The organism is Pseudidiomarina sp. (genome assembly GCF_048268165.1).
GTDB lineage: Bacteria > Pseudomonadota > Gammaproteobacteria > Enterobacterales > Alteromonadaceae > Pseudidiomarina.
In genome coordinates, this window is sequence record NZ_JBLWWA010000001.1 from 277,269 (window position 1) to 295,943 (window position 18,675).

Here is an 18,675-nt window from a genome sequence, read left to right on the forward strand (position 1 = left end):
TATAAAAAGTAACGATAAACCCCTTAATTTAAAGACTTATATGAGAGGTATGTGTTTTAGATGTGCACAGAAGAGGAAAAGTTGAGTGGTGAAAAAAATAAAAAAAAAAGCACTCCGAAGAGTGCTTTTTGCTAATTATTGGTGAAATTAACGCTTCAATGGTTTGAAGTCGCGTTTTGACTCACCGGTATATAGCTGACGTGGGCGACCAATTTTCTGGTTCGATTCGCCCATCATTTCGTGCCAATGTGAAATCCAGCCAACAGTACGCGATAATGCGAAGATTACCGTAAACATGTTGGTTGGAATACCAATTGCTTTCAAAATGATACCTGAGTAGAAATCAACGTTTGGATAGAGTTTCTTCTCAACAAAGTATGGGTCTTCAAGCGCAATACGCTCAAGTTCCATTGCCACATCAAGTAATGGGTCGTTGATTTTAAGTTCTTTCAACACTTCATGCGCGCTGTCACGCATCACGGTTGCACGTGGGTCAAAGTTCTTGTAAACACGGTGACCGAAGCCCATAAGACGGAACGGATCGTTTTTGTCTTTTGCTTTGTCGATGTACTTAGGAATGTTTTCAACTGAACCGATTTCTTTCAGCATACGCAAACAAGCTTCGTTCGCGCCGCCGTGAGCAGGACCCCATAAAGACGCAACACCAGCAGCAATACAGGCATAAGGGTTGGCACCCGAAGAACCGGCTAAGCGAACTGTTGATGTGGATGCATTTTGCTCGTGGTCAGCATGTAAGGTAAAGATACGATCCATGGCTTTCGCAACAGTTGGACTAATCTTATAGTTTTCAGCAGGTACTGAGAACATCATGTTCAGGAAGTTTTCTGAGTAACTTAAGTCGTTACGCGGATACACAAATGGCTGACCGATGCTGAATTTATAAGCCATGGCAGCAATAGTTGGCATTTTCGCAATCAGGCGATAGCCGCTACGTAAGCGCTGTTTTTCATCATGAATGTCTAAATCATCGTGATAAAACGACGATAAAGCACCAGTGACAGCACACAGCATTGCCATTGGGTGCGCGTCGCGGCGGAAACCGTTAAAGAAGTTATGCAAGCCTTGATGCACCATGGTGTGCTTGGTGATTGTTTGCTTGAATTTTGCGTATTCTTCTTCGTTTGGCGCTTCGCCATGCAGCAGCATATAACATACTTCGAGATAATCCGCTTGAGTCGCAAGCTGATCAATTGGATATCCGCGATGCAGAAGAACGCCGTTTTCACCATCAATGTAGGTAATCTTTGATTCGCATGAGCCAGTGGCTAAGAAACCAGGGTCAAAGGTGAAGAAACCATGCTTGCCTAAAGTACGCACGTCAATTACATCATAGCCGGCTGTACCAGATAATACTGGCAATTCAATGGATTGGCCGTCAATCTGCAGGGTGGCTTTACGATCAGCCATAAGGAAATCTCCTTGTTTGAGTCTGCTTCATCACTAAAAGGGCGATAGAATTTACTTGATCTTAACCGTTAATGTCAATTCAAACGGCTGTTTAAACCGATCGAATGTGCTGACACACATCAATCATTTTATTGATCGAGCTAGTCAGTTTAACACATCAGCTTTACGAAATTTCGTTAAAGTTGGATGACATAGTTCGGAATTAAAAATTAGCCAATCAGTGTTATACGCGCTTATACGACCCCGTTGTATGCGACTAAGGTAGAATTGTTATTCAACGCTGGATTTTATTGGCTTGATCTATTGATAATTAATTTACGTTTTTAATCGAAACAGGCCGCTAAGGAATTGTAATTCATTACTATGGCTTATATACTTTGGCGGCGATCTCACAGGGTCCTCTCGCCGTCAGGAATAGACGAGGATGTTTGAAGTTCCGAGCATGTTAACAATGCTTTTCGTTAAGGCACAACAATCGTGAAAAAACAAAGACCTGTAAATTTAGACTTAAATACTATCAGCTTCCCGGCTGCAGCCATTAGCTCAATTCTTCACCGTATTTCCGGCGTCATTATGTTGGTTGGCGTTGGATTTTTGGTGTGGGCACTAGCTATCTCACTTAAATCCGCTGAAGGTTTCGACTTGGTGCATGGCTTATTAACTGGCTTTATCGCTAAGTTTATTGCCTGGGGCATCATGAGCGCACTCGGCTATCACTTACTCGCTGGGGTACGTCACATGTTTATGGACATGGGCTACTTTGAAGAACTTGACTCAGGTCGAGTTAGTGCAAAAGTGGTGTTCGCGCTAGCAATCATTCTTTCGGTATTAGCAGGGGTATGGTTATGGTAAAGGCAGCTTCAACATTCGGCCGTAGCGGTAGCCACGACTTTATTTTGCTACGCGCGTCCGCCATTATTTTAGCTTTATATAGCATTTTCATGGTGAGCTTTTTGGTTTCTGCCGACGTAATAACTTACGCTTCATGGACCAATCTGTTTGCGCATTTGGGTATGAAGATTTTCACCATGTTGGCGTTAACAGCTATTTTGATTCACGGCTGGATCGGAATCTTCCAAGTGCTGACTGACTACGTCAAAAAAACTGGCTTACGAGCTTTTCTTCAATATGCAGTATGTGTCGCATTAATCGTTTACTGGTTAGCCGGTTTACTGGTTGTGTGGCCGGTGGAGGGTGTCTAAGTGAGCGTACAAACACTTGAATTTGACGCCGTTGTAATCGGCGCTGGTGGCGCTGGTATGCGCGCGGCCTTACAAATCTCTCAATCAGGCATGACGTGTGCCTTGATGTCTAAAGTATTCCCAACCCGTTCTCATACAGTTTCTGCGCAAGGTGGTATCACCGTTGCTTTGGGCAATGCCCATGAAGATAACTGGGAATGGCACATGTTTGACACTGTAAAAGGGTCAGACTACATCGGTGACCAAGACGCCATCGAGTATATGTGTAAGACCGGTCCTGAAGCTATTTTAGAACTGGAAAATATGGGTTTGCCATTTTCTCGTTTTGAAGACGGCCGCGTTTATCAACGTCCATTTGGCGGTCAATCAAAAGCATTTGGCGGCGAGCAAGCAGCACGTACAGCTGCCGCAGCCGACCGTACCGGTCATGCTTTGTTGCATTTGCTGTATCAGCAAAACGTGAAGAACAAAACCACCGTATTCTCTGAGTGGTATGCACTCGATTTGGTTAAAAACGAAGACGGCGCAATTGTTGGTGTAACAACACTGAACATTGAAACCGGCGAAATCTTTTACGTAAAAGCGAAAGCCGTTGTTCTTGCTACTGGCGGTGCTGGTCGTATCTTCGCATCAACCACAAACGCACACATTAATACCGGCGACGGCGTTGGTATGGCGTTGCGTGCTGGCGTGCCAGTACAAGATATGGAAATGTGGCAATTCCACCCAACCGGTATCGCTGGTGCGGGTACTTTGGTCACCGAAGGTTGCCGTGGTGAAGGTGGTTACCTCTTAAATAAAGATGGTGAGCGCTTCATGGAACGTTATGCACCGAACGCGAAAGACTTAGCATCGCGTGACGTTGTTGCGCGTTCAATGATGACCGAAATCCGCGAAGGCCGTGGTTGCGATGGTCCACTTGGGCCACACTTGAAACTGAAACTTGATCACTTAGGTCGTGACGTTCTTGAAAGTCGCTTACCTGGCGTTTGTGACTTGGCGAAAACCTTTGCTCACGTTGATCCAGCTGAAGAACCAATTCCAGTTATCCCAACCTGTCACTATATGATGGGTGGTATTCCGACTGACGTAAATGGTCAGGCGTTACAAATAGATGCTGACGGCAATGCAACGCCAATTCACGGCTTATTTGCTTGTGGTGAAATCGCTTGTGTATCTGTTCACGGTGCGAACCGACTTGGCGGTAACTCACTGCTTGATTTGGTGGTGTTTGGTCGTGCAACAGGTCTGCATTTAGCTGACGCAATGGCTGCACTTGGTGATGCTAAAGAAGCGCGTCAAGACGACATCGATGCTGCTCTGGCTCGTGTTCGCCGTTGGGAAAATAATAAAGACGGTGAAGACCCAGTTCAAATCAAGAAAGATTTACAGAAGTGCATGCAGCTAAACTTCTCGGTATTCCGTGAAGGTAAAGCGATGGCGGAAGGTTTGGAAGAACTGAAGAAAATCCGTGAACGCCTGCAAAATGCACGTTTGGACGACACCAGTAAAGAATTCAACACGCAGCGTATTGAGTGTTTAGAGTTAGATAACTTGATGGAAACTGCGTATTCAACTGCAGTAGCAGCGAACTTCCGTACTGAGAGTCGTGGCGCGCATAGCCGTGCAGATTTCCCAGACCGTGATGATGAAAACTGGTTGGTGCACTCTGTGTATCGTCCAGAAGATGATTCAGTGGTAAAACGCGAAGTGAATATGCAGCCAAAACTGCGTGAAGCATTCCCGCCGAAAGCGCGGACTTACTAAGGTTAGGTGACAACGATGAAGAAGTTGAATATTTCAGTTTATCGTTACAACCCAGATGTTGATAACGCACCCTACATGAAAGAGTACACCGTTGAGGTGGAAAAAAATCGCGACATGATGGTGCTGGACTTGTTATTGCTGTTAAAAGAACAAGACCCAACTCTGGCATTCCGTCGCTCATGCCGCGAAGGCGTGTGTGGTTCGGATGGTCTGAACATGAATGGCAAAAATGGCTTGGCTTGTATCACGCCTTTGTCAGCCCTCAAAGGTGGTGACAAGAAGATTGTGGTACGCCCGTTGCCAGGCCTTCCTGTTATTCGTGACTTGATTGTTGATATGAGTCAGTTCTACACGCAGTACGAAAAAATTAAACCGTACTTGATCAACGACGACAAAACGCCACCAGCACGTGAGCGTTTGCAGTCGACGGAAGATCGCGCGAAGTTGGATGGATTGTACGAGTGTATTCTTTGTGCATGCTGTTCAACATCATGCCCTTCGTTCTGGTGGAACCCAGACAAGTTCATTGGCCCTGCTGGTTTGTTGAACGCTTATCGATTCCTTATCGATAGCCGCGATACAGCCACAGAAGAGCGTCTTGATGAGCTTGATGATGCGTTCAGTGTTTTCCGCTGCCATGGCATCATGAACTGTGTCAACGTATGTCCGAAAGGGCTGAACCCGACGAAGGCTATTGGTAACATCAAATCCATGCTATTGAATCGCGCGATTTAATTAAGTCGCGCAGATTTGCTATAGTAGTGGCCGAGCTGTATCGAAATAGCCATCCAGCTTGGATGGCTATTTTTTTATAAAACGAGTGTGAAGGAACAGCGATGCAAGATGGCGTAATGCAAGCCTGGCTAGAATCCTCCCACCTGGCTGGTGGTAACATGGCCTATGTTGAGGAATTGTTCGAGTTATATCTCGACGATCCGACAGCGGTCAGTGATGAGTGGCGCAACTTCTTTGATCAACTGCCGCGCGAAGGCGCTGGTACGGACACGAAGCATAGCGCAGTTCGTGAACAGTTCCGTACGCTTGCAAAAAACAAGTTAAAGCAAGCAGGTACAGTAACTGCGGGAGCTCCCGATCAAAAACAAGTAAAAGTCTTGCAGCTGATTAACGCGTACCGCTTCCGTGGTCATCAGCACGCAAACCTTGATCCACTCGATTTATGGAAGCAAGAATCAGTACCTGATTTGTCGCTTGAACATCACGAGCTTTCTAAAGACGAATTCGATAAAGAATTCAACGTCGGTTCCTTGGCTGTCGGCCAAGAGAACATGAAGTTGGGCGAAATATATGAGCTGCTAAACAGCATTTACTGTGGCTCAATCGGTGCAGAGTACATGCACATTGTTTCGACTGAAGAAAAACGTTGGATCCAGGAACGTCTTGAGGGCGTACGTGGTCGTCCAGAATTTAAATCTGATCAGCAGAAGAAGATTTTAAAAGAGCTTGTTGCGGCGGATGGCCTTGAAAAGTATTTAGGGTCGAAATTCCCGGGCGCCAAACGATTCTCGTTGGAAGGTGGTGATAGCTTAATACCTATGCTTAAGGCGCTAATTAGCCGCGCTGGCGAGCAAGGTGGTAAAGAAGTCGTTATCGGTATGGCACACCGTGGCCGATTGAATGTTTTGGTCAACGTTCTGGGTAAAAAACCACAGGACTTGTTCGACGAGTTTGCCGGTAAACACATTAATAATAAAGGCTCGGGTGATGTGAAATATCATTCGGGTTTCTCGTCAGATTTCGCCACTTCAGGTGGCGATGTGCATTTGGCGTTAGCCTTTAACCCATCGCATTTAGAGATTGTTAACCCAGTAGTTATGGGCTCTGTGCGCGCTCGTATGGATCGTCTTGGGGATAAAACAGGCGCTAAGGTTTTACCGATAACCATTCATGGCGATTCAGCGATTGCCGGACAAGGTATCGTGCAAGAAACCTTTAACATGTCACAGACGCGTGCCTATCAAGTTGGTGGTTCGATTCGTATCGTTATCAACAACCAAGTTGGTTTTACCACGTCGAAACGTGAAGATACGCGCTCGACTCAGTACTGTACTGATATTGCTAAAATGGTACAGGCGCCAATTTTCCACGTTAACGCTGATGATCCAGAAGCGGTTGTCTTCGTCACTCAATTGGCATTGGACTATCGCAATACATTTAAGCGCGACGTAATGATTGATTTGGTTTGTTACCGTCGTCACGGCCACAACGAAGCTGACGAGCCAAGTGCAACGCAGCCACTTATGTATAGCAAGGTTAAGAAACGCCCTGTAGCGCGTGCTATCTATGCTGAACGCTTGCAGCAAGCGAATGTTGTTGCTGAATCAGATATTGAAACTTTTGTCAGTGATTATCGCGATGCGCTCGATAAAGGCGAAATTGTGGTGGACGAATGGCGTGAAATGAAGAGCCACTCGTCTGACTGGTCGCCATACATTGGGCAAGATTGGGATGTAGCCTACGACGCGAAAATTAGTCGACAAGAAGTTGAAAAGCTCGGTAAAGCAATGAGCACTGTGCCTAAAGAGCATAAATTGCACTCGCGTGTACAAAAAGTATACGATGAGCGTATGAAAATGGCGAAAGGCGACAAAGCTGCTGATTGGGGCTTTGCGGAAAACCTCGCCTACGCAAGTTTGGTTGACGAGGGTGTGCACATTCGCCTTACCGGTCAAGACAGCGGTCGTGGTACCTTTTTCCATCGTCACGCGGTGTTACACAACCAAAAAGATGCAGCGACCTACATGCCGTTAAACAATATTCGAGAAGGCCAAGGCCAAATCGAATTGTATGACTCGGTATTGTCAGAAGCCGCTGTGGTTGCATTTGAGTATGGCTATGCGACTGCTGAACCAAACTCGATGGTGATGTGGGAAGCGCAGTTTGGTGACTTCGTCAACGGCGCCCAGGTTGTCATCGATCAGTTCTTAAGTTCTGGCGAACAGAAGTGGGGCCGGCTGTGTGGCTTAACCCTGTTACTGCCGCATGGTTATGAAGGGCAAGGGCCTGAACACAGTTCTGCGCGCTTAGAGCGGTTCCTGCAGTTGTCAGCTGACCATAACTGGTCAGTGTGTGTGCCAACCACCCCGGCGCAAGTATTTCATATGATTCGTCGTCAACATTTGCGTCCGGTTCGTCGTCCGCTCATTGTTATGACTCCGAAATCACTGTTACGTCACCCATTAGCGGTTTCAAACCTTGATGAGTTGACCACAGGCGTCTTCCAGAATGCGATTGCAGAAGTCGATTCGCTAACGCCGAAGAAGGTAAAACGCGTGATAATCTGCTCGGGTAAGGTCTATTACGACTTGCTGCAAGAGCGGCGTAAACGTGAGCAAGAGGACGTTGCAATTATTCGTATTGAACAATTGTATCCGTTCCCTGCGGATGAAGTTGCTGAAATCATGAAAGATTATCAGCATGTGAAAGATTTTGTTTGGTGTCAGGAAGAACCGCAGAACCAAGGAGCTTGGTACAGCAGTCAGCACAACTTCCGTGCGGCCCTTCCGAAAGGCGCAGATTTAACTTATGCAGGTCGCGAAGCTTCGGCGGCACCGGCAGTGGGTTATTTGTCTGAGCATAACAAACAGCAACAAAAATTAGTCGATGACGCGCTAACCATTAAATAGGTGATAATTGACCATGGCTATTGATATTAAAGTTCCACAACTCCCTGAATCTGTTGCTGATGCAACAGTTGCTACTTGGCATGTGAAGCCAGGTGACAAAGTATCGCGCGACCAAAATCTGGTTGATATCGAAACCGACAAAGTGGTGTTGGAAGTGGTTGCTCCTGATGATGGCGTAATCGGCGAAATCATCGCGGAAGAAGGCGCAACAGTAGGTGCTGAAGAAGTTATCGGTAAACTTGAAAAAGGTGACGGTGCAGGCGCGGACAAAGCCGAAGACAAGAAGTCAGACGACAAGTCAGACAAAAAGTCAGAAGCAAAAGCTGATGATAAAGAAGACAGCAAGAAAGCCGATAAGCCGGCTGCGAAGAAAGCCTCAGGTTCAGGCGAAAAGCTTGAAGTTAAGGTGCCGCAGTTACCGGAGTCTGTTGCTGATGCAACAATTGCGACTTGGCACGTAAAAGCCGGTGATGCTGTAACACGTGATCAAAACTTAGTTGATATCGAAACCGACAAAGTTGTGCTCGAAGTTGTTGCTCCTGCTGACGGTGTGCTGGTTGAAATCAAGCATGAAGAAGGCGCCAATGTTGGTGCTGATGACGTTATCGGTATTGTTGAAGCGGGTGCTTCTGCTGATTCAAGCGAGTCGGCAAAAGAGTCGTCAAGCGAAAGCAAAGAAGAATCAAGTGATGAAGGCGACAGTGAAGTTGCAGGCCCAGCGGTACGCCGTATGCTGGCTGAAAACAGTTTGAAAGTGTCTGACGTAAAAGGCACTGGTAAAGGCGGTCGCGTCACCAAAGAAGATGTAGAAAAGCATCTGAAGGAAGGTTCTAAGAAAGCTGAGCCGGCGAAAGCTGCAAGTGCACCAGCGCCTGTAGCGGGTGACCGTGATCAGAAACGTGTACCAATGACGCGGTTACGTAAAACAATCGCTAAGCGTTTGCTTGAAGCTAAAAACGCAACAGCCATGTTGACCACGTTCAATGAAGTGAACATGAAGCCAATCATGGATTTGCGTTCGAAGTACAAAGACGAATTTGAAAAACGTCATGACACGCGTTTAGGTTTTATGGGCTTCTACGTGAAAGCCGTAACTGAAGCGCTGAAGCGGTTCCCAGAAGTGAATGCGTCAATTGACGGTGATGACATTGTTTATCACAACTATTTCGATATCAGCATTGCAGTTTCTACGCCACGTGGACTGGTAACGCCAGTATTGCGTGACTCAGACAAGATGAGCATCGCTGAAATTGAAAATGGTATCCGTGACTTGGCTATTAAAGGCCGTGACGGCAAATTGACCATGGACGATATGCAAGGTGGCAACTTCACTATCACCAACGGTGGTGTATTTGGTTCATTGCTTTCAACACCAATTTTGAATCCACCACAAAGCGCTATCTTGGGCATGCATAAAATCCAAGATCGCCCAATGGCCGTGGACGGAAAAGTTGAGATTCTACCAATGATGTATTTAGCGTTGTCTTATGACCACCGCATCGTTGATGGTAAAGAATCTGTTGGTTTCTTGGTTACCATCAAAGAGTTGTTAGAAGATCCGCAGCGTTTGTTGCTGGACCTTTAACATATTGCACAGCTGCTGTGTTGCAATTGGGTAACAATTGTACCGGCAGCTGTCTTTTTTGCGCGCAAAACTGTAAAATACGCGCGAATTTTCGGGTAAGCAGCACGAAGCTGCTTTTGTTGTTCAAACGAATCGGAAGATCATCATGAATTTGCATGAGTATCAGGCTAAACAACTCTTTAGAGAGTTCGGATTGCCAGTATCTGAAGGCTTTGCAGTAGACACTGCAGACGAAGCCGTTGAAGCTGCCAAAAAAATTGGCGGTGATCGTTGGGTTGTTAAGGCTCAAGTACACGCAGGCGGTCGCGGTAAAGCGGGCGGTGTTAAACTCGTATCTAGCCACGATGAAGTTCGCGATTTCGCGAACAATTGGTTAGGTAAAAACTTGGTTACCTATCAAACAGATGCAAACGGTCAGCCGGTTGCTAAAATCTTGGTAGAAAGCCTTACTGATATCGCTTCAGAACTGTACTTAGGCGCAGTTGTTGACCGTGCAACGCGTAAAATCGTGTTCATGGCGTCAACCGAAGGTGGTGTTGAAATCGAAAAAGTTGCTGAAGAAACCCCTGAAAAGATTCTTAAGGCAATTATCGACCCAACTGTAGGCGCTCAGCCATATCAAGGTCGTGAGCTTGGTTTTAAATTGGGTTTGAACCCAGACCAAGTTAAACAATTTACTAAAATCTTTTTGGGCTTAGCGAAAATGTTCGAACAGTATGATTTCGCACTGTTAGAAATCAACCCGCTAGTTATTACTGACGAAGGCAACTTGCATTGCCTAGACGGTAAAATCAATATCGATAGCAACGCGTTATACCGTCAGCCAAAAATCCGTGAAATGCACGATCCTTCGCAAGAAGACGAGCGCGAAGCGCAAGCTGCTAAGTGGGAACTGAACTACGTAGCACTTGATGGCAACATCGGTTGTATGGTTAACGGTGCAGGTTTGGCGATGGGTACTATGGATATCGTTAAACTTGCCGGTGGCGAACCAGCTAACTTCCTTGATGTTGGCGGCGGCGCAACCAAAGAACGTGTTACTGAAGCGTTCAAAATCATCCTGTCTGACAGCGCGGTAAAAGCTGTGCTCGTTAACATTTTCGGCGGCATTGTACGTTGCGACATGATCGCAGAAGGTATTATGGGCGCAGTAGAAGAAGTTGGCGTGAAAGTTCCAGTGGTTGTTCGCCTTGAAGGTAACAATGCTGAATTAGGTCGTCAGAAATTAGCAGAAAGTGGCCTGAACATTATCGCAGCAGAGAGCTTGTCTGACGCTGCTGATAAAGTGGTTGCTGCGGCAGGAGGTCAATAATGTCTATCTTGATCGATAAAAATACCAAAGTAATCTGCCAGGGTTTCACTGGTGGCCAGGGTACTTTTCACTCTGAGCAAGCGATTGCATACGGCACGCAAATGGTTGGCGGTGTAACTCCAGGTAAAGGCGGTCAAACGCACCTTGGTTTACCAGTATTCAACACTGTGCGTGAAGCTGTAGAAGCAACAGGTGCTACTGCATCAGTTATCTACGTTCCAGCACCTTTCTGTAAAGATTCAATCATTGAAGCTGCAGATTCAGGTATCGAGCTTATCGTTTGTATCACTGAAGGCATTCCTACTTTGGACATGCTGTATGTGAAAGAATATCTAACGCACAAAGGCGTGCGCATGATCGGTCCAAACTGCCCAGGCGTTATCACACCTGACGAGTGCAAAATTGGTATCATGCCAGGCCATATCCATAAGAAAGGTAAAGTGGGTATCGTGTCGCGTTCAGGTACTTTGACGTATGAAGCCGTGAAGCAGACTACTGACGAAGGTTTTGGTCAGTCAAGCTGTGTTGGTATCGGTGGCGATCCAATCCCAGGTTCTAACTTCATCGATATTCTCGAATTATTCGAAAAAGATCCTGAAACTGAAGCGATCGTGATGATTGGTGAAATTGGTGGTACTGCAGAAGAAGAAGCTGCGGAATACATCAAAGATCACGTCACTAAGCCTGTTGTTTCTTACATTGCAGGTGTTACAGCTCCTCCAGGTAAACGCATGGGCCACGCTGGTGCCATCATTTCTGGTGGTAAAGGTACTGCAGACGAAAAGTTTGCTGCCCTTGAAGCTGCTGGTGTGAAAACTGTGCGTAGCTTGGCCGATATCGGTAAAGCATTGCGCGAAAAAACTGGCTGGTAAGCTCAGTTTTGATACGATGAAAGCCGCTCAAGTTGAGCGGCTTTTTTGTATCTACAGTCCAATTATCGCAACCTCGAAAGGTCAATGATGAAAACAGCTGCGCTATTCTTAATTGCTTTATTTGCGTTTGCAGGAAATTCGGTTATTGCACGCTACGCACTATTGGAACCGGCTATTGATCCTGCTTCGTTTATCATCATTCGAATTTTAAGTGGTGCCATCACCTTGTGGTTACTACTCACAGTGCTACGAAGGCGCACCGCAAAATCCGAACGCACCATGACGACGAAAGGCAGTTGGTGGGGCGCACTCATGCTAAGTGTCTACGCCATCGCATTTTCATACGCATATGTTGAGTTGCAAACGGGGTTCGGCGCTTTGGTATTGTTTGCGGCTGTACAGTTGACCATGCTGGGCGTCAATATAAGCCGTGGGGTTTTGCTGACGAAGACTGAATGGGTCGGTTGCATTATTGCGTTTGGTGGGCTGGCGTATTTGGTTGCCCCGACAATCAGCGTCCCCGACTCATTATTGGCGTCTGTAACCATGATCATGGCGGGTAGTGCATGGGGGTTTTATTCATTGCATGGCCGTGGTCGTGCTAACCCGTTAGCCGACACAACCTATAACTTTGTGCGTGCGGCTCCCATTGTGATTGTCGCGTTATTATTTACCTTACCCTATGCTGCGGTTACTTCAGAGGGCATTCTGTTAGCCGTTTTGTCGGGCGCGGTGACTTCAGGCTTGGGGTATGCGGTGTGGTATTTGGTTTTGCCGCGTCTATCCGTTACCACAGCGGCGATAGGTCAACTTTCTGTTCCGCTTATTGCAGCCTATGGTGGTGTACTATTCGCAGGTGAACTGTTTACACGTCAGTTAGTTATAGCCGCATCGCTAATTATTGGCGGCATCTTAATCGTGTCTTGGAAAAACAAACCCCGCTAGATATATTATTTGATATAATGTCGATACAAAAATATCTAATTTGCTCTATGATTATTATAAAATTGTAAATTATAAAACAGTTGTCTAGTATTACTTCATAACAAAAGTGGTGTGAGTGTTAAATCAATAAGGTGCTCCCCATGAAAAAAATAATACTACTTGCTGCGCTAGTCCTTGCTGTATGGAATTATTACGAAGCCCAGAAACCGCAACCGGAAAATCGGTCGGGCCTGTTGGGTGAACTTGTACAATCCGTGCAAGGTCAGGTACTCCACAAAAAGCCTGAATTCCATTGTGATGGTCGTCGTTATTGCCCCCAAATGACCTCTCGCGAGGAGGCTGAATATTTTATGCACTTTTGCCCCAACACCGAACTTGATGACAACCACAATGGTATTCCTTGCGAGAATGATTCTCGCTTTTAGGCGTTAAGGACTTGGTAATTATGCTGGCACCGATAAGAAACCTTATTAAAGAGCATTGGCAGGGAGACTTTTCACTAGGCTTTGCTTATTGGGTTATCGGCGTTGGTGTCACATTACTGCTTTCGTTGGTCATCTTTCTTGTCGATAAATTACTGACGATACTTTCAGTTAATACCAGTTTTTATGGTGGTGTGTTAATACTGCTCTGCGGTCTTGCTCTGCTCGTTACGCTCTGGCAACTTGTTGGTATTTGGCGCTCAGCGCGGTATCACACGTCACGTGGTGGGCGCACTATATGGGCTAATGCGGCGCGCATTATGGTGGTTATTGCTACTGTAAGAGCCGTTTTCGACTTTAATCAGTTTGGTGTTGGGCAACTGCAAGAAGGGTTCGGCTTATTAGCAAACGGGGAGTCACTCGGTACGTTTGAATTGCGTATATTAAATCAGGGTACTGAATTAGAGCTAATAGGCAGTTTACCGTTTGGTACTGCGGATAGTGTGCAGGCCTTACTTGAACGCTACCCAAACGTTGAAGTGATTCATTTAAATTCAAAAGGCGGACGAATTAGTGAAGGTGTGCGGTTGTATCAACTGATTCAGCAGCACAATCTAAATACGTATAGTCCCAGTGAGTGCTCTAGTGCATGCACCATAGCTTTTATGGGGGGCGCGAAGCGATACTTAGGCAAGCGCGGCATTCTGGGCTTTCATAGTGCCTCATTACAGTCGGTTGATGGCAACGATGTGGCTCAGTTGAATGACGAGTTTAAACGAATTTATCGGCGCCATGGTGTATCGGAAAGTTTTATCAGGCAAGCAGTGAGAGTGGCCGGCGCTGATATTTGGTATCCGGGCCAGTTAGAGTTATTGGATGCGCGGGTGGTGGATGAATTGGTGCCTAGCGAGCGATTTGCGTCAACCAATGCGTTTGGTGATGTTAAGACTAATTGGCAACCCGAGCATTTACAGCAAGCGCCTGATACTGAGTTAGTGGGCTATTGGCAGGCGACGGTTGATATTCTCAATTATTTAAATTATCTAGAACCACGGCATTGCGTGAAGTATATTTATCCGCAGTGGCGTGCAGATGGTGAAGAGGGCGCTGACGTGGAGAGTATGTTGCCAACTAACCTGATTGATGCACATGAAAATGCCGTGATAAAACTCATTGAGCGTACTCAGTTGCGACCAGACTACCGCAGCCCAACCGATACGGCACCTATACTGTTTGAATCGGTACTTATACAGCTTGAGCAACGCAATCCAGAATATCTTTCGGTTCTTGATGCTCCCGAACAGTACATTAACTCACCACGTTTATTATGCAGCGCGATCATTGCGCTTTACGAAGGGGCCCTGCGGCAATCCACGGTTGATAGGCAAGCAGCACTGCTACGCTATTTGCAGCAAGAATAAAAAAAAGCGCACCGAAGAGGTGCGCCAAAGACCGTCGGGATGGTCAAAGAAAGGATAACGGTTTACTACAACTGAGCAATAGCTTCCTCAGCTTCAGACAATGCTTTTTGGCGCGGTTCATCACCCATGTTGAGGCCTTCAGCACGAACAACATGCACATCTGTGATGCCAATAAATGCTAAGGCGTTGCGCAAGTAGCTTTCTTGATGATCAAGTGCTGCGGCGTCACCTTGGCTATAAATGCCACCTCGACCTGATGCAATGTAAGCGGTTTTTCCAGTTAAAAGTCCAACTGCGCCTTGCTCAGTGTATTTGAAGGTAACACCTGCTTTGAGCACGCGATCCAGCCAAGCTTTGAGTTGAGTTGGTATGGTGAAATTATACATAGGTGCGCCAATAACTAAGATATCTGCGACTTGGATTTCTTTAATAAGCTCGGCGCTTAGTAAATTCTCACCGTCCATTAATGTTTCCGCATCAAGGTGTGGTACCGCATTGGTTACCAGATCACGATGCGTAACTTTGACGCTGCTACTTTGGCTTAAGTGCGTGACAATATCACGACTGAGTTTACGACTGACCGATTGGTCGACAAAAATACCTGAATCAAGATGCAAGATATTCATAAAAACCTCTCAAAATGGGTGCGCTGTGCTATTCAATTTCATAGACACATTGTACGAGTGTTCCATTTATGTCGGTAGATGGTTATATTGGGAACTGATGTTCCATATATGGAACGATTGTGAGGTGACTATGGCGATACCAGATTTAACCAATTACTTAATTTTTGCACGGGTGATTGCGGCAGGAAGTGTCAGTGCTGGTGCCCGGGAATTAAATATGCCGAAATCAACGGTAAGCCGGCGGTTGACTGAACTTGAAGATCAGCAGGGGGTGCGATTATTGCATCGGAGCACCCGCGGACTGAAGTTAACTGATATTGGGCAGGCCTTCTTGGTGCATTGCGAAACTATGGTAGCCGCAGCAGAAGCGGCTCAACAGGTGACGCAAATGGTTCAGGAAACTCCCCGTGGTGATATTCATGTAAGTTCGCCCTATGCGATTAGCCAGAGCATGTTGGTACACCTGCTGCCCGAGTTCATGTCGCTCTACCCGGACGTACGAATCAATTTAATGGTCACCAATCGCCCAGTTAATTTAATCGATGAAGGCGTTGATGTTGCCTTGCGAGTGCGGCCATTTATCGAGGACTCATCATTGATAGCGCGGCCGCTTGCTGACGCTCCTGGTACGCTTTATCGTAGCCCCAATCGAGGTGACGTAGCCAAGATCACAAAACCTCTTCGACATCCTCTTGATTTGGTTAATTTTCCCCATTTGAGCTTGCACTACACCAGCGGTCGTTACAGGTATGATATGACTTCTCAGCACGGAGAAAAGTTAACAGTTAGTTTTCGCCCGCGGCTAATCACAGACGACATGATCGTTTTACGTGAAGCCGCGATAGATGGCTTAGGTATTGTCTCACTGCCCAACTACTTGGGTAAACAAGCGGTCGAAGACGGCTTGCTAGAACGTGTTCTTCCAGACTGGTCACTACCGATGGGAATTATGCACATGGTGTATCCATATCGGCGGGGATTGCTTCCTGCTGTTCGCGTATTCATTGATTTTCTTGCAGAGCGCTTGCCTGCTACGGCACAACGTTCGTTAAATACGATATAAAGGCTTTTATTTTCAAGCTAACTCACTACAATCATTCAAACAGTTGTTTAAATAATTTCGCAACCGCGACTTAAGTAGGGCACCGTTATGGATTTTACCCCAAGTGACAATACACTGAAATTCCGCAAGCAGCTTATTGCTTTTATGCACGAGCATATTGAGCCGGTAGAAGCGAATTACCACAAGGAAAACCGTCGGCTGAATCCTGATGGCAATTGGCGCGACTGGCAGGTGGCGCCACTTATTGAAGACTTAAAAGAGAAAGCAAAAGAAGCAGGCCTGTGGAATCTATTTCTGCCCGATGCTGAACTTGGTGCTGGCTTGTCCACACTCGACTATGCGCCGCTTGCTGAAGTTATGGGGCACAGCATCATTGCACCGGAAATATTCAATTGTAATGCACCGGATACGGGGAACATGGAAGTGCTGTACCATTTTGGTAGTGCACACCAGAAACAGACATGGCTGACGCCGCTTTTAAACGGAGAAATCCGCTCTGTTTTCTGTATGACGGAACCAGATGTTGCATCATCTGATGCGACCAACATGCAAGCGAGTATTGTGGCGGACGGCGATGATGTCGTTATTTGCGGCCGTAAGTGGTGGTCAACAGGATTAGGGCATCCCAATGCAAAGTTCGCGATAGTTATGGGGCTTACTGATGCTGATGCACCGAAACATCAACGTCACTCCATGGTGCTGGTACCATTGGATACGCCAGGTGTAACAATAGAACGTATGTTGCCTGCATTTGGCGAGTACGATGCACCCTATGGTCATGGTGAGGTGTTGTTTGAAAATGTTCGGGTACCAAAAACCAATGTGATTGGTGCTTTAGGTGATGGGTTTAAAATTGCGCAAGGGCGGCTTGGGCCGGGTCGTATTCATCATTGTATGCGAGCTTTGGGAGCCGCAGAGAAAGCTTTGCAACTCTACATGCGCAGAGGACAGGATCGTATCGCGTTTGGCAAACCATTATTACAATTGCACGGTAACCTTGAGCGTGTAGCCGACATGCGTATTGCAATCGATCAGGCGCGCTTACTGACTTTTTATGCAGCGTGGAAAATTGATCAAGTTGGTGCGATGAAGGCGTTGGCCGAAATTTCGGCAATTAAGGTTGCCGCACCGAACGTCTTGCAGAAAGTTGTTGATGAAGCCATTCAACTCTATGGTGGTGCTGGCATGAGCCAAGATACGCCGTTAACCGCATTGTATGCGATGGCTCGCGCGCTCCGTATTGCTGATGGCCCAGACGCAGTTCACCGCGCCACTATTGCTAAAGTTGAACTAGCCAAGTATCGGGAGGCTTAGGTGGCGAACGCGGGAGCAAGATTTGAAGATAAGGCTGGTGCAGTACGTGCTGGCGAACAACTGCCTGAACAACAACTCAGCCAGTGGCTGCGTGAACAGTTACCCGAGTTAAAGGGCACCATGAGGGTCACCCAATATAGTGGTGGCGCGTCTAATTGGACCTATCGGCTGGAATTTGACAACGCCGATCTTATTTTACGCCGACCACCGGCAGGTACTAAGGCCAAATCAGCTCACGACATGGGGCGGGAGTACCGACTGCAGAAGGCGTTAAAGCCAGTTTTCCCCTACGTACCCAAGATGCACCTTTACACCGACGATGAATCCGTCATTGGTGCTGAGTTTTACATCATGGATAGGGTGGCTGGCATTATTCCGCGTAAGAATATGCCGCGAGACCTAAAGCTAAACGAACCACAAACACGGCAGCTTTGTTTAAATGCGCTGAATGTGCTGATTGAATTGCATCAGGTTGATATTGAAGCGGCTGGATTAACTAATTTAGCCAAAGGGGCGGGTTATACAGAGCGTCAGGTAACGGGTTGGAGTGAACGTTATGTAAAAGCTAAGACCTGGAACGTGCCGTCCGGAAAGAAAATTATTCGTTGGCTTGCCAAAAATATGCCAAAGCAAGAATCCATCTGTATGACACATAATGATTTTCGATTCGATAACCTTGTGTTGGATGCTGATGATCCGACCCGAATTATTGGTGTATTGGATTGGGAGTTGGCAACACTAGGCAATCCGTTAATGGATTTAGGCAATAGCCTAGCCTACTGGATACAAGCAGACGATGACCGAATAGCGCGTTCGACACGGCGTCAACCCACGCATTTGCCGGGCATGTTGACACGCCAACAAGTGATTGATTATTACTGCGAGAAAATGGGCGTTAATGTGGCAGACTTTCGCTTTTACGAAGTTTTTGGGCTGTTCCGTCTTAGCGCTATTGCGCAGCAAATCTATTACCGTTATTACCACAAGCAAACTCGTAATCCAGCCTTTAAGAACTTTTGGTTTTTGGTGAATTACTTGCAGTGGCGAGCCCGTAAATTAATGAAACAAGGATAA

The 18,675-nt window shown here is 46.6% G+C and carries 16 protein-coding genes; 14 read left to right on the top strand and 2 right to left on the bottom strand.

The annotated features are described in order from the left end of the window. Positions 1-147: 147 nt before the first annotated feature. Positions 148-1,428 (bottom strand): citrate synthase, encoded by a 1,281-nt coding sequence (locus tag ACN0UY_RS01235; protein ID WP_417665007.1) that lies wholly within the window; start codon positions 1,426-1,428, stop codon positions 148-150. Between the two features lie 477 nt (positions 1,429-1,905). On the opposite strand from ACN0UY_RS01235, the gene sdhC reads away from it, so the two are divergent. The 11 genes from sdhC to ACN0UY_RS01290 all read left to right on the top strand — a co-directional run bounded on the left by sdhC (position 1,906) and on the right by ACN0UY_RS01290 (position 14,598). Then, positions 1,906-2,280 carry a succinate dehydrogenase, cytochrome b556 subunit gene (gene sdhC / locus ACN0UY_RS01240; protein ID WP_417665008.1) on the top strand — a complete coding sequence of 125 codons (375 nt, stop codon included), beginning with the start codon at positions 1,906-1,908 and terminating at the stop codon, positions 2,278-2,280. Next, a complete protein-coding gene (sdhD, locus tag ACN0UY_RS01245; RefSeq protein ID WP_339877650.1) occupies positions 2,274-2,630 on the top strand; it encodes a succinate dehydrogenase, hydrophobic membrane anchor protein in 357 nt (118 codons plus the stop codon). The genes sdhC and sdhD overlap by 7 nt, the downstream gene beginning before the upstream one ends. Next, entirely contained in the window at positions 2,631-4,397 is a 1,767-nt protein-coding gene (gene sdhA, locus ACN0UY_RS01250) for a succinate dehydrogenase flavoprotein subunit (RefSeq protein ID WP_339877652.1), read from the top strand. 15 nt (positions 4,398-4,412) lie between these two features. Beyond that, on the top strand, positions 4,413-5,132 hold the full coding sequence (locus tag ACN0UY_RS01255) for a succinate dehydrogenase iron-sulfur subunit (RefSeq protein ID WP_417665009.1): 720 nt from the start codon (positions 4,413-4,415) through the stop codon (positions 5,130-5,132). A 101-nt stretch (positions 5,133-5,233) separates the two neighbouring features. Continuing rightward, complete coding sequence (gene sucA / locus ACN0UY_RS01260; protein ID WP_417665010.1) at positions 5,234-8,041, top strand: 2-oxoglutarate dehydrogenase E1 component; 2,808 nt, start codon at positions 5,234-5,236, stop codon at positions 8,039-8,041. Positions 8,042-8,054: 13 nt separating this feature from the next. Further along, positions 8,055-9,626 (top strand): 2-oxoglutarate dehydrogenase complex dihydrolipoyllysine-residue succinyltransferase, encoded by a 1,572-nt coding sequence (gene odhB / locus ACN0UY_RS01265; RefSeq protein WP_417665011.1) that lies wholly within the window; start codon positions 8,055-8,057, stop codon positions 9,624-9,626. Positions 9,627-9,771: 145 nt separating this feature from the next. Further along, on the top strand, positions 9,772-10,938 hold the full coding sequence (gene sucC / locus ACN0UY_RS01270; protein WP_417658890.1) for an ADP-forming succinate--CoA ligase subunit beta: 1,167 nt from the start codon (positions 9,772-9,774) through the stop codon (positions 10,936-10,938). Then, positions 10,938-11,810: a succinate--CoA ligase subunit alpha gene (gene sucD / locus ACN0UY_RS01275; RefSeq protein ID WP_128351866.1), complete on the top strand. Its 873-nt coding sequence runs from the start codon at positions 10,938-10,940 to the stop codon at positions 11,808-11,810. The genes sucC and sucD overlap by 1 nt, the downstream gene beginning before the upstream one ends. An 84-nt stretch (positions 11,811-11,894) precedes the next feature. Beyond that, the gene (locus ACN0UY_RS01280) at positions 11,895-12,755 is read left to right on the top strand and encodes a DMT family transporter (RefSeq protein WP_417665012.1); all 861 of its coding nucleotides are present in this window, start codon (positions 11,895-11,897) and stop codon (positions 12,753-12,755) included. Positions 12,756-12,895: 140 nt separating this feature from the next. After that, entirely contained in the window at positions 12,896-13,180 is a 285-nt protein-coding gene (locus ACN0UY_RS01285; RefSeq protein ID WP_417665013.1) for an excalibur calcium-binding domain-containing protein, read from the top strand. Between the two features lie 20 nt (positions 13,181-13,200). Continuing rightward, complete coding sequence (locus tag ACN0UY_RS01290) at positions 13,201-14,598, top strand: hypothetical protein (RefSeq protein ID WP_417665014.1); 1,398 nt, start codon at positions 13,201-13,203, stop codon at positions 14,596-14,598. Between the two features lie 65 nt (positions 14,599-14,663). Here ACN0UY_RS01290 and ACN0UY_RS01295 read toward each other — a convergent pair whose 3' ends face one another. Beyond that, the gene (locus tag ACN0UY_RS01295) at positions 14,664-15,224 is read right to left on the bottom strand and encodes an FMN-dependent NADH-azoreductase (protein WP_417665015.1); all 561 of its coding nucleotides are present in this window, start codon (positions 15,222-15,224) and stop codon (positions 14,664-14,666) included. Between the two features lie 130 nt (positions 15,225-15,354). Between ACN0UY_RS01295 and ACN0UY_RS01300 the strand changes: the two genes are divergently transcribed. From ACN0UY_RS01300 to ACN0UY_RS01310, 3 genes are all read left to right on the top strand, one after another. Then, on the top strand, positions 15,355-16,287 hold the full coding sequence (locus ACN0UY_RS01300; protein ID WP_417665016.1) for a LysR family transcriptional regulator: 933 nt from the start codon (positions 15,355-15,357) through the stop codon (positions 16,285-16,287). Positions 16,288-16,374: 87 nt separating this feature from the next. After that, a complete protein-coding gene (locus ACN0UY_RS01305; RefSeq protein ID WP_417665017.1) occupies positions 16,375-17,601 on the top strand; it encodes an acyl-CoA dehydrogenase family protein in 1,227 nt (408 codons plus the stop codon). Beyond that, complete coding sequence (locus ACN0UY_RS01310; RefSeq protein ID WP_417665018.1) at positions 17,602-18,675, top strand: phosphotransferase family protein; 1,074 nt, start codon at positions 17,602-17,604, stop codon at positions 18,673-18,675.

Coding starts and splice junctions, on each gene's coding strand:
- ACN0UY_RS01235 (WP_417665007.1), bottom strand. CDS start 1,428: ATGGCTGATCGTAAAGCCACCCTGCAGATTGACGGCCAATCCATTGAA.
- sdhD (WP_339877650.1), top strand. CDS start 2,274: ATGGTAAAGGCAGCTTCAACATTCGGCCGTAGCGGTAGCCACGACTTT.
- ACN0UY_RS01255 (WP_417665009.1), top strand. CDS start 4,413: ATGAAGAAGTTGAATATTTCAGTTTATCGTTACAACCCAGATGTTGAT.
- sucA (WP_417665010.1), top strand. CDS start 5,234: ATGCAAGATGGCGTAATGCAAGCCTGGCTAGAATCCTCCCACCTGGCT.
- odhB (WP_417665011.1), top strand. CDS start 8,055: ATGGCTATTGATATTAAAGTTCCACAACTCCCTGAATCTGTTGCTGAT.
- sucC (WP_417658890.1), top strand. CDS start 9,772: ATGAATTTGCATGAGTATCAGGCTAAACAACTCTTTAGAGAGTTCGGA.
- sucD (WP_128351866.1), top strand. CDS start 10,938: ATGTCTATCTTGATCGATAAAAATACCAAAGTAATCTGCCAGGGTTTC.
- ACN0UY_RS01280 (WP_417665012.1), top strand. CDS start 11,895: ATGATGAAAACAGCTGCGCTATTCTTAATTGCTTTATTTGCGTTTGCA.
- ACN0UY_RS01285 (WP_417665013.1), top strand. CDS start 12,896: ATGAAAAAAATAATACTACTTGCTGCGCTAGTCCTTGCTGTATGGAAT.
- ACN0UY_RS01290 (WP_417665014.1), top strand. CDS start 13,201: ATGCTGGCACCGATAAGAAACCTTATTAAAGAGCATTGGCAGGGAGAC.
- ACN0UY_RS01295 (WP_417665015.1), bottom strand. CDS start 15,224: ATGAATATCTTGCATCTTGATTCAGGTATTTTTGTCGACCAATCGGTC.
- ACN0UY_RS01300 (WP_417665016.1), top strand. CDS start 15,355: ATGGCGATACCAGATTTAACCAATTACTTAATTTTTGCACGGGTGATT.
- ACN0UY_RS01305 (WP_417665017.1), top strand. CDS start 16,375: ATGGATTTTACCCCAAGTGACAATACACTGAAATTCCGCAAGCAGCTT.